General features: G+C 72.4%; 14 protein-coding genes. 6 read left to right on the top strand and 8 right to left on the bottom strand.

Annotation, left to right across the window (positions count from 1 at the left end; all coding sequences use genetic code 11):
- Window positions 1–48 precede the first annotated feature (48 nt).
- From ACH442_RS11730 to fxsA, 3 genes are all read right to left on the bottom strand, one after another.
- The gene (locus tag ACH442_RS11730) at window positions 49–1,731 is read right to left on the bottom strand and encodes a putative bifunctional diguanylate cyclase/phosphodiesterase (protein WP_396337908.1); all 1,683 of its coding nucleotides are present in this window, start codon (window positions 1,729–1,731) and stop codon (window positions 49–51) included.
- Between the two features lie 144 nt (window positions 1,732–1,875).
- Entirely contained in the window at window positions 1,876–3,312 is a 1,437-nt protein-coding gene (locus ACH442_RS11725; protein ID WP_396337907.1) for an aKG-HExxH-type peptide beta-hydroxylase, read from the bottom strand.
- A gap of 11 nt (window positions 3,313–3,323) precedes the next feature.
- A complete protein-coding gene (gene fxsA, locus ACH442_RS11720) occupies window positions 3,324–3,512 on the bottom strand; it encodes an FxSxx-COOH cyclophane-containing RiPP peptide (protein ID WP_396337906.1) in 189 nt (62 codons plus the stop codon).
- 161 nt (window positions 3,513–3,673) lie between these two features.
- Here fxsA and ACH442_RS11715 point away from each other — a divergent pair, with 161 nt between their 5' ends.
- Complete coding sequence (locus ACH442_RS11715; protein ID WP_396337905.1) at window positions 3,674–4,156, top strand: YbaB/EbfC family nucleoid-associated protein; 483 nt, start codon at window positions 3,674–3,676, stop codon at window positions 4,154–4,156.
- A gap of 49 nt (window positions 4,157–4,205) precedes the next feature.
- Window positions 4,206–4,538 carry a hypothetical protein gene (locus ACH442_RS11710; protein WP_396337904.1) on the top strand — a complete coding sequence of 111 codons (333 nt, stop codon included), beginning with the start codon at window positions 4,206–4,208 and terminating at the stop codon, window positions 4,536–4,538.
- Between the two features lie 20 nt (window positions 4,539–4,558).
- Here ACH442_RS11710 and ACH442_RS11705 read toward each other — a convergent pair whose 3' ends face one another.
- Window positions 4,559–4,843 carry a DUF427 domain-containing protein gene (locus ACH442_RS11705; protein ID WP_396337903.1) on the bottom strand — a complete coding sequence of 95 codons (285 nt, stop codon included), beginning with the start codon at window positions 4,841–4,843 and terminating at the stop codon, window positions 4,559–4,561.
- 325 nt (window positions 4,844–5,168) lie between these two features.
- Between ACH442_RS11705 and ACH442_RS11700 the strand changes: the two genes are divergently transcribed.
- Both ACH442_RS11700 and ACH442_RS11695 read left to right on the top strand, forming a co-directional pair.
- Entirely contained in the window at window positions 5,169–6,218 is a 1,050-nt protein-coding gene (locus tag ACH442_RS11700; RefSeq protein WP_396338132.1) for a hypothetical protein, read from the top strand.
- Window positions 6,215–7,636, top strand: coding sequence for a hypothetical protein (locus ACH442_RS11695; protein ID WP_396337902.1), 1,422 nt, complete (start codon window positions 6,215–6,217; stop codon window positions 7,634–7,636). Before ACH442_RS11700 ends, ACH442_RS11695 begins: the two co-directional genes overlap by 4 nt.
- 228 nt (window positions 7,637–7,864) lie before the next feature.
- On the opposite strand, the gene ACH442_RS11690 is transcribed toward ACH442_RS11695, so the two are convergent.
- The 4 genes from ACH442_RS11690 to ACH442_RS11675 all read right to left on the bottom strand — a co-directional run bounded on the left by ACH442_RS11690 (window position 7,865) and on the right by ACH442_RS11675 (window position 13,642).
- Window positions 7,865–9,724 (bottom strand): GAF domain-containing SpoIIE family protein phosphatase, encoded by a 1,860-nt coding sequence (locus tag ACH442_RS11690; RefSeq protein ID WP_396337901.1) that lies wholly within the window; start codon window positions 9,722–9,724, stop codon window positions 7,865–7,867.
- Window positions 9,725–10,093: 369 nt separating this feature from the next.
- Window positions 10,094–10,936, bottom strand: a complete 843-nt coding sequence (locus ACH442_RS11685) for a bifunctional DNA primase/polymerase (RefSeq protein ID WP_396337900.1) — start codon at window positions 10,934–10,936, stop codon at window positions 10,094–10,096.
- A 375-nt stretch (window positions 10,937–11,311) separates the two neighbouring features.
- The gene (locus ACH442_RS11680) at window positions 11,312–12,310 is read right to left on the bottom strand and encodes a beta family protein (protein ID WP_396337899.1); all 999 of its coding nucleotides are present in this window, start codon (window positions 12,308–12,310) and stop codon (window positions 11,312–11,314) included.
- A gap of 36 nt (window positions 12,311–12,346) precedes the next feature.
- Window positions 12,347–13,642 (bottom strand): AAA family ATPase, encoded by a 1,296-nt coding sequence (locus ACH442_RS11675; protein ID WP_396337898.1) that lies wholly within the window; start codon window positions 13,640–13,642, stop codon window positions 12,347–12,349.
- Between the two features lie 151 nt (window positions 13,643–13,793).
- On the opposite strand from ACH442_RS11675, the gene ACH442_RS11670 reads away from it, so the two are divergent.
- A complete protein-coding gene (locus ACH442_RS11670) occupies window positions 13,794–14,165 on the top strand; it encodes a hypothetical protein (protein WP_396337897.1) in 372 nt (123 codons plus the stop codon).
- 75 nt (window positions 14,166–14,240) lie between these two features.
- Entirely contained in the window at window positions 14,241–14,618 is a 378-nt protein-coding gene (locus ACH442_RS11665) for a YbaB/EbfC family nucleoid-associated protein (protein WP_396337896.1), read from the top strand.
- Window positions 14,619–14,662: the final 44 nt, after the last annotated feature.

Raw genomic sequence — 14,662 nt, 5'->3', positions numbered from 1 at the left:
GCTCGGCAAAATGCAGGGGTTGGAGGGAAGCGGGCTGGGCGGCGACTATCAGCTGGCGAGCGGGATGTCCTTCTCGGCGTCGTTCTGCTTGTCGAGCAGCTCGGTCACCCCGAGCGCCGGCATCGGCCGGGCGAAGTGGTACCCCTGCGCCCGGCTGCAGGCCAGGTCGCGCAGCCACTCGGCCTGAGCCGCGTCCTCCACGCCCTCGGCCACCGGCGCCAGGTTGAACGTCCGGGCGATGTGCAGCACCGCCTCGGCCACCGACGCCCCGCCGCTCTCCGGCATGGCCTGCACGAACGACCGGTCGATCTTGACCACGTCCACCGGCAGCGCGCTCAGGTGACTGAGCGAGGAGAAGCCGGTGCCGAAGTCGTCCAGCGCGATCCGCACGCCGAGGTCCTTCAGCTCGCTGAGGATCCGGGCGGACTCCTCCAGGTCGACCAGCGCGACCGACTCGGTCAGCTCCAGCACCAGGTGCTCCGGGTCTAGGCCGGTACGCTCCAGCACCCCGCGCACCTCGGCGACCAGGTTCGGGTTGCTGAGCTGCGAGGCGGAAAGGTTGACGTTCATCTCGAAGCCGGGGAACTGTCGCTGCCAGTTGACGGCCTGCCGGCACGCCTCCTCCAGCACCCAGCCACCGAGCCGGGGGAGCAGCCCCAGCTGCTCGGCCAGTTCCAGGAACAGGCCGGGCGGGACCAGGCCCTTCTCCGGGTGCTGCCAGCGGATCAGCGCCTCGACGCCGACGGTCTGCTCGCCGTCCAGGTCGACGATCGGCTGGTAGTGCACCTCGAACTCGCCCATGTCGAGGGCGCGGATGATGTCACCCTCGGCCTTGCGGCGCTGTTCCTCCAGGGCGAACAGCTCCGGGTCGAACCGGCGGGCCGAACCGCCGCCGTCCAGCTTCGCGCGGTGCAGCGCCTGGTCGGCCTCGCGCAGCACGTGGTCGATGCCGCCACCACCGGCGGTCATGGCGACGCCCGCGCTGGCCCGGACGGTCATCTTCAGGCCGGCCACCTCCAGCGGCCGGTGCAGCTCGGTGAGGACGCGCTCGGCGACCGCGACCGCGGCCTGCTCGTCCTCCAGGCCGGGCAGCAGCACCACGAACTCGTCGCCGTCGAGCCGGGCGACCACGTCGTTGGCCCGCACGTTCGCGGCCAGCCGGTCCGCGGCGGCCCGCAGCAGCTCGTCGCCGACCTCGTGGCCGAACGTCTCGTTGAGCTCGCGGAAGCCGTCCAGGTCGACCACGATCACCGCGGTCATCGTCCGGCTCGCCGCGGCCAGCTCGTGCTCGGCCCGTTCCAGGAACATCTTGCGGTTGCCGACGCCGGTCAGCGGATCCCGGTACGCCTGCCGGACCAGCAGCGCCCGCTGTGTGGTCATCTCATGCAACATCGCCTTGTCCGTGCCGGCGCCGAACCAGCGCCGGGCGAGGACCGCCACCGCCATGCCGAGCAGCAGCCAGACCGCCCCCGGGGCGAGTTCGCCCTGGGCCTGCCGGATGCCACTCACCACCAGTGCGGCCGCGATCGGCGCGAACCGCAGCACCGGACGTTCCGGCGCCACCAGCAGCATTGCCACGCCGAGACACAGCGCCGCGGCGAGCGGCACGAGCCGGGACGTGAGGGTCACGTCCGCGTTCGCCGCCGGCCACACCAGCAGTACCAGCGAAGCCAGAACCACGCCGTCATCGACGGCGCGCCGCATCCGGTCCAACAGTGCTTTCCGAGCCACGATCCACCTCCGGTCGCTCAGATCGGTCCGGCGGCGGGCGGGTTAAGTGATCCGGCTCCCTTCCACGATTCGCAACCGAGCTCAAAACCGCAGGTCAACCATCTCGCAACCGGTGCTCTGCCGGATGCACGTGCAGCTGCCCGGTCAACCTTCGCCGGCGCGGGACAACCAGGTGGCGACGTCCGCGATGTCCGCTTCGGGCAGGGCCAGCGCGGCGGCCCGGACCAGCTCCGGCCTGCGGCGCAGAGCCGGGTGCGGGGAGACCAGGGCGAGACCGCTCCAGGCCGGCTCCTGGTCGCGGTTGATTCCCAGGCTTATTCGGTACGCCGTGAGCGCGGCCCCCGCGTCGCCGCGCACACACGCGACGTCGCCGTCCTGCGGCCCGGCGAGGTCACCGCGCAGCAACTCCCGGATCATCCGCAGCCGTGGGCTGGGCTCGACCGTCCGCTCGGCCCCGGTCACCGTGGACCCGACCGGCGGCGCGGCCCGCCCGGCCCGCCACGCCTCGGCCAGCGCGTCCACGTCCTCGGGCGCGACGATCAGGTTCCGCAGCCGCCAGCGTGCGTGATGGTCGGCCCGGGCCAGGTCGGCGAGCCGCTCGACCTCGGCGCCGACCGGCTCGCCGCGCCACGGCCCGGCCTCGTCCCGCAGAGCGCCGGTCAGGCGGATCCCGGCCGCGGTCAGCTGCCCGCCGTAGAGCAGGTCACCGGCCGCGGTGTGGACGGCCGCCCGCCACCGGGCGAACTCGAACTCGGCCTCGCCCGCACCCGTGCCGCTGCTCAGCTCGGCGCGCCAGAAGCGGGTGACGGCGAGGAACGCGTACACCCCGTGCAGGATGCCGAAGGCCGGCCGCGGATCGTCGCGCCACGGCGAATAGCCGAGCGCGCTCTCCGGCTGGACCAGCTCGAACAGGCCGTGGACGGCGTTCAGCACGCTGTGGTGGGTCTCGTGCAGCAGGGCGACCGCCAAGCTCGTGTCGTTCGCCGGGGCCGACATCGCGACCGCCCCGAACGCGGCCGCCGACGTGGCACTCACCCCCTCGGCCCGCGGATCCGGCCGGGCCGGGACGATCACCCGCAGGACGCCGTCGACGAGGTCGGCCGCGGCCGGGTGCCGGGCGATCAGAATCCGCCACGCCCCGGCGAGGGAGTTCCGCCAGTGGGCCACCTCGGCGGGCGTCAGCGGGTCGGCCGGGGCCAGACCGAGCAGGTGGCGCAGGGGGCCGTGATCGTCCAGGCGCACGGTCAAGGTCCGGCCGGCGTGCGTCACGGAGAGCACGTGACCGGACGGTTCGGGGAGGTCGCCGGCCGGGTGCGGTGCGCCGGAACGGGTTGCGGACAGGGCCTGTGCGGCCCAGAGCCCGGTCATCGGGTCGGCGATCCGGGTGCGCGCCTCGGCGACCGGCAGGGCGTGCAGACGGTCGTACCACATCGGATTTTTTCCGAGACCGAGCCGCAGCTCCCGCAGGAGGAGCAGATGGCGGCTGACCTGCGCCCGGCGCAGCAGGGCGAGGGTGCCCGGCGAGGGTCGCCCGGCGCCGAGCGCGGCAAGATCGGGGTCGGCCAGCCGGAACGGGTGCAACGTCGGGCCGCTCAGAGCGCGGAGTTGAAGCCGGCGATCTGCTCGCTCGGCCCGGACAGGTCACCGGCGAGCCGGCGCAGGCAGCGGTCCAGCGCGGAATCGTCGCGGGTGACCAGATCGGCCAGGGTGGATTCGGAGACGTCGATCATCGCGGACCGCCACTCCGGCGCGTGTCCGTCGTCCGGCTGAACTGTCTCCACGGCACCCCCTCGATCGTGGCGGTCGATGCGTTGCTTGAAGGTTACGGCGGTCGCCGGGTCGGGTGAGCGCCGGGAGTCGCTACCGTGGGTGCTCGCGGGGATGGCCCGGTCGTGATCTCATGGGACATCACCACCGTAAGTCGGTAACGGAGGGCGAAACAGTGCTGGGTGGAGAACGCGGTGCCGATGACGGCGCATCCCGCCCGCGGGGTGCGGCCGCCGCGCTGGCCGACCGGGTGGCGACGCTGCGCGCGTCGGCCTCCGGTGCGGACGGTGCGGTGCTGGTCACCGTCGCGAGTTCGGGGAACGTGACTGATCTGGAGCTGGACGACCGGTCCCTGGGCCTGGGCGCGCCCGGGCTGGCGACCGAGATCCTGCGGACGATCCGGCGCGCCCAGTCGGCACTGGCGGCCCGGGTCGCCGACGCGGTCGAGGCGACCGTCGGGACGGAGACCGAGACCGGCAAGGCGGTGCTGGACAGCTTCACGCAGCGTTTCCCGGTCGCCGAGGGCGCAATCGGCGACGCGGTCGCCCCGGTCATGCCGGCGCGGGCGCCGTTCCCGTCGTTCAGCACCGTGCCGTCGCTGCCGCACCAGACGCCCGGCAACGGCTTCGAGAGCGGGCGGGACAGTCGTGCACGCTGAGCCGAGTCCCCGCCTGCCCCGTCGTGGGCCGGCCCCGCCGGTCGACCAGATGAGCAACGCCGAGCTGGCGCGGATGGTCGAGGCCGAGCATCCGTACCGGGGGAAGGCGCTCTTCGAGCTCTGCGACCGGCTCGTGACCGACGACGACGCGGTGGCCAAGGTGGCGATGCTCTCCCGGCTCACCTCGCTGCGGCGGGCGCGGCTCTTCGACCGGGTGTCACTGGCCTGGTCGGCGATCATCGCGCTGCTGGCGGCGGAGACGGAGAACGCGCGGGCGGAGGCCTACGCGGCGTTCCAGGCGCTGGACCCCGAGGAGCAGGGCGACATGCTGGACTATCTCGAGGTGACCGCGATCGAGGAGGCCCACCCGCGCATCGCGTGAGCGGGCCCCCGGTTGCCGGTTTAGATCTCCACCTTCACGTCTTTGCGGAAGGCCACCCGGTCGCGGACGGCCGAGGCGTCGGGTTTCGGATCCGGGTAGTACCACGCGGCGTCCGCGGCGGTCTGCCCGTCGGCGCGCAGCGAGTAGTACGACGCCTTGCCCTTCCACGGGCAGACGGTGTGCGTGTCGGAGGGGATGAGCACGTCCGCACGCACCGAGGCGCGGGGGAAGTAGTAATTCCCCTCGAGCACCACCGTGTCGTCGCTCTCCGCGATCACTTCGTCGTTCCAGATGGCCTTCGGCATGCCCCGAACCTAGCGCGCCGTCGGTTTTGTGACTGATATGTGCGTTTTATTCACCTCTCGCGGGTGAAACCCGGCGAGATCGCCACGGTCCCGTAGACTTCCTCTCCTGACTTGTCGATCTTCCCCTTGACTCGTCGATGGTTTCGGAATGGGCGCTGATGACAGGCTTGATGGCGCGGCTTTCTCCGGGCGGCCCGCTTTGCTCGGGTGGCCCGCTTTGCTCGGGTGGCCCGCTTTGCTCGGGTGGCCCGCTTTGCTCGGGTGGCCCGCTTTGCTCGGGTGGCCCGCTTTGCTCGGGTGGCCCGCTTTGCTCGGGTGGCTGCTGATGGCGCGGCTCGACGAGCTGCGGGGCAGCGGTAAGGCGAAACGGCACAACGCGCGCACGATCGCCGCGCTCACCGGCAACCCCGGCTGCAACCGGCGGGCCGTGCTCGACGCGGCCGGCGTCGACAAGCTGAAGCTCGCCGAGACGATCGGCTTCCCCGGCAGCTTCGGGCAGTCCCGGTTCGCGCTGTCACGCGGCAACGCGTTCGAGGCGATGCTCAAAGCGGACGACTGCGAACTGCTGCGATCGGTGCTCGGCGCCTCCGACGCGCTGCTCAGCTACCAGGACCTCGGCACGGACTCGGACGACACGCTGAGCGACCGGCACTCGCGGACCGTGTCGCTGCTCGGCTCGGCCCGGGCCGCCCTGATCGACCACCCGCTGCTGACGCTCGACGTGGCCGGGCAGGTCGTCTACCTGGAGCCCGACCTGGTGGCGTACGCGCATCAGGGCCGCCTGCAGGTCGTCGAGATCAAGTCGTTCGCGATCGTGGACGGCCAGGCGGAGAGCGCGAAGGTCTCGGCGGCGGCGATCCAGGCCGCGACGTACGTGCTCGCGCTGCGCCAACTGCTCGAACGTCTCGGGATGGACCCGCTGCTCGTCGACCACGAGGTCGTGCTGGTCTGCCCGGAGAACTTCGCGATGCGCCCGGTCGCCGTGCGCCTCGACGTCCGCAAACAGCTCGCCACGCTGCGCCGGCAACTGTCCCGGCTGGACGGGGTCGGCGAGATCATCGACGCGCTGCCGCCGGGCGTGACGTTCGACCTCAACCGGCCCGCCGAGGAACTGACCGTGGCACTCGGGCACGTCGCACCTCGCTATGCGCCGGAATGCCTGTCCGCCTGCGAACTCTCCACGTACTGCCGGCACGAGGCGAGCGGCACCACCAGTGCGCTCGGCCGGCCCGTCCGGGAAGCGCTCGGCGGCATCGAAAGCGTCGACGAAGTGCTGCAACTCGCCGCCGGAACCCGCGAACCGACACCGGACCAGGAGGAAGCCGCGGCACTGCTCCGGCAGGCGCTACGCCTGCGGACCGAGGCGCTCTCGTGAGCACGCTCACCGCGCTCGCGCGGGCGCAGGCCGCCGCCACCGGCCGGGCACAGCCGATCGCCACCGTGCGCCACCTGCACGTCCACGACTACCCGCTGGTGCTCGTACCGCTCGCGATGGCCGGCGAGGCGAACGCGCCGCTGGCCGCGCTGGTCGGCACCGACCCGGACAAACCGGAACTGCTCGTCGTCACCCAGCCGCGGGACCGCGACGAACGTTTCCGGTTCGCTGATCGTCTGGGTCAGATTCTTATCGCGTACGTCGATACGTTCGCCGACGCCACCGAAGACGTCCCGATCGACCGGGGCAAGGACGTGCGCACCCGTTACGTCGACGCGCCGCAGCTGTGGGTGCCGAACCCGGGCGGCGTCGACTTCCTGCGCCTGTTCGGCCGGTCCACCCGCTTCCGCACCGTCGACGGCGAGCACCCGGTGCCCGTGTCGGTGCCGCTGCTCGGGCGCTGGCTCACGTTCTTCGCCAACAGCGCCGAAGTGCCCGGCTCCGCCCTGCTGCTCAACGCGGTCCAGGCACTCGGGCTGCACTGGGCCACCGGGCAGAGCGGTGCCGAGGACGCCCAGCTCGGAGTCCTGCTCGCGTGGATCGAGGACGGGGCCGCGGCCGCCCGGGCGGTGGAGAACGGGCCGGTGGCCGGGCCGGCGACCGATCCGGACTTCGACAACAAGGTGCTGGCGCCGCTCATCGAACGGTCCGCTCCGGAACTGCCCGACGTGCTGCGCGAGGTGATGCTGCCGACCTGGGAGAAGATGTGGCGGGTCCTGGACCTGCTGCGCCGGCTGCCGGCCGGTTCGCGGGTCGGCTCGCGGTGGGACTCCGACCGGGACGCGTACACGGCGTTCACGCAGTACGTCGCCGAGGGCGGAGCGCCACAACCCCGCCGGGACGGTGCGGTCGCGGCCGCGGCCCGGCTGCAACGGCTCGAATCGGCGGCCTCCCGCTACGCGGTGCAGCGCGCGTTCGACGACCCGCTGGTGCTCGCCGAATACCGGCTGGCCGGGGCGGCGTTCGCCGGGACGGTCACGCTGGCCGCGCCCGACCGGGTCGACGACAGCGGTAAACGGCCGGTGCTGCGGCCGCGAATCATGGTTCGTACCGCGGAAGCCGTCCGGGTCGAGCCCGGGACGTCGCTGACCTCACCGTCCCGCCCGTCCCAGAAAGCGCGCGTCATCTCGGTCGCGCCGGTTCCGGCGACCGGGGAGACCGACGTCCTGCTGGAGCTCTCCGGTGGCATGGGCCGCAAGCTGGTCGCCGAGCCCGGAAGCGTGCCGGAGGTCGGCGAGCGCCTGATACTCACCACGCTGACGGAGGAGTTCCGCCGTGGCGGTGCTCTCCCCGACCCCACCGAAACCCCCTGGACCCACGGCGGACCGCCACCCCTGACCCTCGACCCGGTCACCTGACCGCGCTGCCTGCCCGGCTTCGGTGGCGTGCTCCGGCCGGCCGGAGCCAGTGCCCGGTTCGAGGGTGTGGGGTGGGGTTTTGCTCTGACCGCGCCCCTCCACGGAGGTCGCCCTTCCGGGCTGAGCGTTCTGGGCGCCCTGCGCCCTGCTCAGGCCGGAAGGGTCCCCGCGGGAGCGGCGGAGAAGGACCACGGCGGACGTGGGACATCAAGAATTTGACGTTGATCTTCAGCCGGTGAGGCGGACCAGGAGCAGGGCGATGTCGTCGTTGCGGCGTGGGGCAACCTCGAGCAGGCGGCCGCAGAGCTCGTCGCCGGGGTAGGCGCAGCTCTCGCGGAGGCGTTCGGCGAGGCGGGCGACGCCGTCGTCGAGGAGTTGCTCGCGGTCCTCGACGAGGCCGTCGGTGTAGAGGACCAGGGTGGAGCCGGGTGGGACATACCGGATGGTGGTGGTGCGGGGCTGGTGCGGGGGCAGGCCGAGGAGCGGTTCCGGCGGGATCCACCAGACCTGGACCCGGCCGTCCGGCATCAGCAGCAGCGGGGGCGGGTGGCCGGCGTTGGCGAAACTGATCGCGTAGCCCGACCAGGACTGCCGGACCCGGGCCAGCACCGCGGTCGCGGCCGCCGGCACGCGCAGCCCGTGCAACGCCTCGTCGAGCTGGGTGAGCAGGGCGCCCGGCTCGTCGTCGCGGCCGAACGCGTCGCCGCGCACCAGATTCCGCAGCTGGCCCATCGTCGCGGCGGCCTCGATGTCGTGGCCCGAGACGTCGCCGACCGCGACCATCACACTGCCGTCGGGCTGGGCAAAAGCGTCATACCAGTCGCCGCCGACGGCGGCACCGTCCTGCGCCGGCAGATAACGGGCGTGCAGTTCGACACCGGGCAGCGCGGGAAGCTCCGTGAGCAGGCTGCGCTGCAGGACCTCGGCGACATGGCGCTGCTCCCGGTACAACCGGCTGTTCTCCACGGCGAGGCCCGCCCGGCGGCCGATCTCGGCGGCGACCCGCTCCTCGGCCTCGGTGAACGGCGGCCGCTCCGGCCCGTTGACCATCAGCACCGCACCCAGCACCACCCGACGCACCGGCGACACGATCGGTGCGACCATCGTCGACCCGAGGCCGGCCGAGGTGGCGAGCGCCGCGATCTCCACGTCGCTGACCCGGCCGCGCAACTTCGCCGAACCGTGCTCGCGGCGCACCGAACGCCCGTGCCGGCGCGCCGCCAGCACGATCGCCTGCAGATTGGTGCGCGAACGGGCGGCCAGATCGGCGAGACGCGCCATGTCGGCGGCGCGAGCCGGGTCACGGTGAGTGGCCGAGACGTGCGGACTCGCGCCCGGCGCATCGGCGTAGGTGACGACGCACCAGTCGGCCAACCGGCTGGTGACGATCCGGCCGAGGCGGCGCATCGCCTCGGCCACGTCCATCGTCGCGGCCAGCGACTCGGTCAAGTCCGTGAGCAGCGCCAACTGGTGCTGGGCGGACTCGGCGGCGCGCCGTGCGTCCTCCGCGGCGGCCCGCGCGATACGCAGGCAGACCTCCGACGAACAGACCGCGGCCAGCTCGCTGAGCAGCGCGATCTCGCTGTCGGTCCAGTGCCGCGGCTCGTGGTCGACCGCGCACAGCGCCCCGACGACCAGGCCGTCCGGGTCGGTGATCGGAGCCCCCACATACGCGATCACGTTCAACTGATCGATCGACGGGTTGCCGCGCATCCGGGGATCGGCGCGCACATCCGGGATGACCAGCATCTCGCCGGCCACCACGACATGACGGCTGAACGAGTGGGTCAGCGGCATGCTCCGCTCGGTGGCGAGCGGCTCGGGCATGCCGACCTGGCCGGCCAGGAACTGCCGTTCCTCGTCGACCAGGCAGACGACGCCGAGCGGGGCGTCCACCAGCTTGCGGACCAGCATGGCCACCCGGTCGAACGCCTCAACCGGCGCCGGCGTGACCAGCCGCCGGACCGAACGCAGACGCACCGGATCGGCGAGCACCCTCTGCTCGGTGTCGCCGATGACGTCCCACCGAAGCACCATCGCCCCCCAGCCGGTCGCCTGCCAGGCTACCGGCGTCCGGGCCGGGTTCACCCGTGTGCTCCCGACCCGATCATCCGTTTCCGGTCAGCCGATCGGTCAGCCCGGCCCCTCAACCATGCCAACGTCGTCCTGATCACGCGGTCGTGGTGTGGTGCCACGGGTCACCGCGGCTGTGGTGCCACGGGTCACCGCGGCGCCGGGCGGCGTGGCTCTGGTCCGGCGGCGGGTTGAGGTCCGGCATGGACTGAGGCGCGGTTGCGGTCGTGAGCGGGAGGTGGGGCGGTCTGTGGAGGCCATGCGGTGTGCCCGCCGCGCCGGCTGGGCGGCTGCGGCCTGTCGTGCTGGCCGGCGAGATGCTGATCGTCCCGGAGGTGCGCGCCGATCATCGGATGCGCGGCTGCGAGGCGACGCCGGGTGGGGTCAGGCGGCGTGGCCCGGGGCGCCGATGAACGGCTGCCGGACGCCCGCGTGCAGGCCGGAGCGGATCGTGCCACGGACCTCGGCCTGCCCCAGGCCGGCGGCGCGGGCCGCCTGCTCCAGCTCACGCCGGACCGTGCCGGCGTCGAGCAGCCCCGCCCCGACGAACCGGCCCAGCGCGAACGCCGCCCGGTTGAGCGTGTCGTTGCGGCAGCCCACGACCGCGCGTGCGACCCGCTCGGTCTCGGACTCCAGCGCCGCCTCGGCATAGCGATCCGGGTGCGCGACCGGCCGCAACGGCGCCGGTGCGGGACCGGCGATCATCGCGCGCAGCGCCGGTGGGCCGGCCGGCAGCGACGGGCCGGGACGGCGGATCCACGTGTAACCACCACCGGTCACGTGCCGGGACGGCGGGGCCAGCACGTAGCCACCGGCGCCGCGCCAGTCCAGCCCCGGCAGGAGCCGGACCCGGTTGCCGAAGCCGGTCGGGCGGAACCACAGGTGGCGGCCACCGCCACCGGTGTGGACCTGCGGGCCGGGCGGGATCTCGTCGCCGAGCAGGTGGCACAGGCCGTGCCAGCCCTCCACCGAGTCGACGTCGGCCACATCCATGATTACGCCGGTGCGCAGGCCCACGTTCGCCTGCGGCCAGTGTGACCACCAGATCTCGATCTGGCGCGGGTCGGTGCTCGCCTCGTTCACCCCGTGCCGCAGGCGGGGATGCTTGCCGGGACTGTCGCATCGCTCGCGTCGAGGGCAGGAACAGACACCACCCCGGTCAGGCGTGTGCACCGGCAGGACGGGGATGCCGTGCCGGGCGTACGCGAGGGCAGCCGTGAGCGACATTAGAACAACCGTACGACAGTTTTGCCGTCGTGGCCGTGCCAGCCGGTTCCTCGTTCCGGCAATGCCGGCCGACTCCGCTTTGTGGGCCTGCCGGTCGGCTCGGCTCGGCCGCGTGAGCGGGCCGGTGGCTCGGCTGCGTGGGTGTGCCGGTTGGCTTCGTGGGTGTGCCCGTCGGTTCGGCTTCGTGGGTGTGCCCGTCGGTTCGGCTGCATGAGTGTGCCGGTTGGCTTCGTGGGTGTGCCCGTCGGTTCGGCTGCATGAGTGTGCCGGTTGGCTTCGTGGGTGTGCCCGTCGGTTCGGCTGCGCGAGCGTGCTGGGCGGCTCGGCTGCGTGAGTGTTCCGGTCGGCTTCGTGGTCGTCGGGGTGGGTGCGCTCTCACGGTTTCGGCAGGGTCCGCAGCACGTACGAGATGTGGTGGGAGGTGCTCCAGGCGATCCAGCTCGCCGAACTGCCCGCGCCCCGGGCCGTGCGCGCCCGCCGGGCGATCTCGGCGTCGCCCCACGAGAACCGGGCGCCCGCCGACGGCCACTGCGGAGAGGTGACCAGCGTGCGGCACAGGTCGTGGCAGCGGTCGTCGCTGCGCCCGCCGCGTCGCGCCCAGCGGTAGATCCACCAGTTCTGCTCGGTCGTGTACCGCAACGTGGGCAACTGGCGATGATGCTGCACCCCGAGGCGCCGGACGGGGGAGGTGACGCCATAGTCCGCATAGCCCACCCCGGGCTCGCCGAGCCGCGCCCACACCCGGGCGTCGAGCCGGCCGACCGGCACCGGACGATCCGTGGGCAGGTCGTCCAGGTTCGGCGGCATCGCACCGGAGGCGATGCTGACCGAGCGCCACGGCATCGTCCGGGCCCAGCGCAGCACCCGCCGGGCCCGTTCCTCGACCTGGTCGGCGTGGGCCAGGCAGGCGGTCTCGGCGAGGTCGATCAGCAGGTCGACCTCGTTGGCGTCGAGCGCGGTGGCGGCCAGCACCCGGTCGGTGACCATGTCGGCCTCCACCGGATTGCCGGCGTCGACGTGCGGCCGGAGCCGGAGAACCGCGCGACGGCGGTGCATCCGGGCGGCCATGCCGTGGGCGACAAGGCGACGACCGCTCTCGTACGGCCGCAGCACCGGCACCATCGCCACGCCCAGTCGCGTGAGCTGCTCGGCCAGGGACAGTGGCGCGGGTGGCTCGGGAACGTGGGCGAAGTCGAGGGCCAGCTCCTCCGTACGCGGTGGCAGCTCCCGGACCAGCGGGACAATGCTGATCGCCGGATCCAGTTCGACGATCGGCGTGACGCGGGCAGCCTCCTCGTCGGAGAGGTGTGCGAGTGCCGTGAACTCGCCGCGCCGTGGCCGGAGAATCGGTCGATAAGCCCTGTTGGGCGTCATAGCACCACGGTAGCCGTATCGACGGTTGCCGGTGGGTTACGTTCGGTATAAATGCGCGAGCATCGATTGATTCGCCTCCCATCCGTCCGGGAATTTGACCGGCACGTTCAGGTGCATCGGCTCGGTCGAGGGGTGCGCGTCGAGCAGTTCCGGGATGCCGGAACGGGCCACCACCACACAGGCGTGCCGGTGCCGTGAGGTGAGCACGCAGAGCCGGCCGGACTCCAGGTGGAACGCGGTGGCGTCGCGCCGGCCGGAGAGCGGGTGCAGGACGACGGTCAGGTCATACTCCCGGCCCTGGAGCCGGTTGGCGGTGTCGACGGTGATGCCGGCCGCCTCCGGTGGCAGCAGCCCACGGATCGCCGCGGCCTGGTCGCGGTGCGCCGCGCCGATCGCGATCCGGGCCGGTGACAGCGTGCCCCGCCCGGCCTCGGACTCGGCGACCCCGCCCCGGGCCAGCGCCCGGGCGGCGAGCTGGGCGCAGGCCGCGGCGGCTTCCGCATCGGTGCGCACGGTGAACCGCGCAGGCAGCTCGTGCAGGCCCCAGCCGGTTTTCGCCGCGGTGTCCAGCACCTGGTCGAGCGGGGTCTCGGCGGGGCGCTCGAAGTGCAGCGTGCGGTCGCCCGGGCCGGTGCCCGAGCGGAAGCCGGTGAACGGGTAGAACGCCTCGGCCACCACCGGCGCGGCCGACGCCGGCAGCCGCCAGGAGACCGGCAACCGGTGCACCGGAAGCTCCGGATTGTGACGCAGCAGAACTGCCACCGCGCTCTGCATCGGATCCCACGACAGGCCGGTCCAGCGCTCGACCTCGACGGTGGAGAAGGGGTCGAGCTGACCGGGATCGCCGACGAACAGCGCCCGCTCGAACCGCGGCGCGACCCGCAGCAGTGCATCGGACCGCATCTGATAAGCCTCGTCGACGATCGCCCAGGGCCAGCTGCCCTCGGCGACGGTGGCCCACTTGGCCGCTGTGCCGATGGTGATCGCCGGTGAGCCGAGGTCGGGCACCTTCGCCGCGACGCGACAGCTCGGATGTTCCTTCACTCGATCCGTCCGCTCGTAGTCGACGGCGGAGAGCCGACCCACCGTCACCTCCGGGGATCGTGTGCCGAGCCGCTCGATCAGGTCGTCGACCTGCTCATTCGTCTGGGCCACGATCATCAGTGGCTCGCCGGTCGCGGCCAGCTCGCCGGCCGCGCGCACCACCAGCGTCGACTTGCCGGCGCCGGGCGGTGAGTCGACGACGACGCCCCGGTGCCGGCCGGAGCGGAGATCGCCGAGCACGGCGGCGATCACGGTGGCGGCCTCCTCGGCCGGGCTGACCTCATTCACCCGGGCACCGTAGCGCGGGCGACCGACGGAATTGCCGACGCCGGTGCTGGTCTGCGGAAACTTCGGTGATCCACGCCGTCGATCGGCCCAGCTCGGCGCTTTTCCCAAGTTTTTTTGTCCGACCCCTCCCGTGGGTACTCTTCGACACGCTATGGATCATCGCGAATGGAGCTGGCCCGCTCCGAAGCTGGCGGCGTTGCGGCTCGGCCGCAGGCTGGCGATGCCGGTCCCGGCCTCGCAGCCGCACCGCTGGTCGTTCGTGCACATCGTGCCCAGCGGGCGGTCCGCCGACGAGGCCGCGCTCCGCCGGGGTGTCGCGCGCAGCGATGCCGGCCGCAGCTTCCTGGTCACCCACTGGGAGTACGAGTCGGATCGCCTGGAGGGCTACGACCAGGATCTCGGAGGTGTCCGGCTGCGCCACGCCGAGGCCGCGGACGAGTCGGAACTCCTCGCTGTGCTGCGGGAATGGTGCCTGCCGCCGACCGGATTCGACTACTCCTGGGACACCGTCGGGCCCGGCTGACCGAGGTTGTCCACAGGCCGCTCCATGATCTTGCCGACGGCGCTAGCGTGGCTCCACGGTGAGAGGAGAGCGTCCATGTTCGACGATCGTGAGCTCGGTGACGCACAGGCCTGGCTCGATGAGTGGCGATCCGGGTTCGGGGAGCGAGCACGGTGGGCACGTGAGTTGTCTGGCCGGCTCCATCGCGTGTGCGGGACGGCGCGAAGCCCCGACGGCCTGGTCAGCGTCACCGTCGGGCCCGGCGGTGAGCTGCTCGGGCTGGAGCTGGACGAGGGGATCCGGCAGCGAACGGCGGCGGACACCGCTGAGAAGATCCAGGTGACCGTGCGTGCTGCTCGCGAGGCGCTGGCCGAGGCGGTGTGGCAGGCGACCGCGGAGACGGTCGGGGCGGAATCAGCGACCGGCCGTGCGGTGGCGGCGGCATATGCGGTGCGGGCTTCCGCCGGTGAATGAGGAATTGACTCCCGGCTGATTGTTCGGTCGAAGTCGTAACGAGT

Source organism: Actinoplanes sp. NPDC020271 (genome assembly GCF_044388125.1).
GTDB lineage: Bacteria > Actinomycetota > Actinomycetes > Mycobacteriales > Micromonosporaceae > Actinoplanes.
Note: the sequence above shows the minus strand (reverse complement) of the source record. Positions and strands in the feature narration are given on the sequence as shown.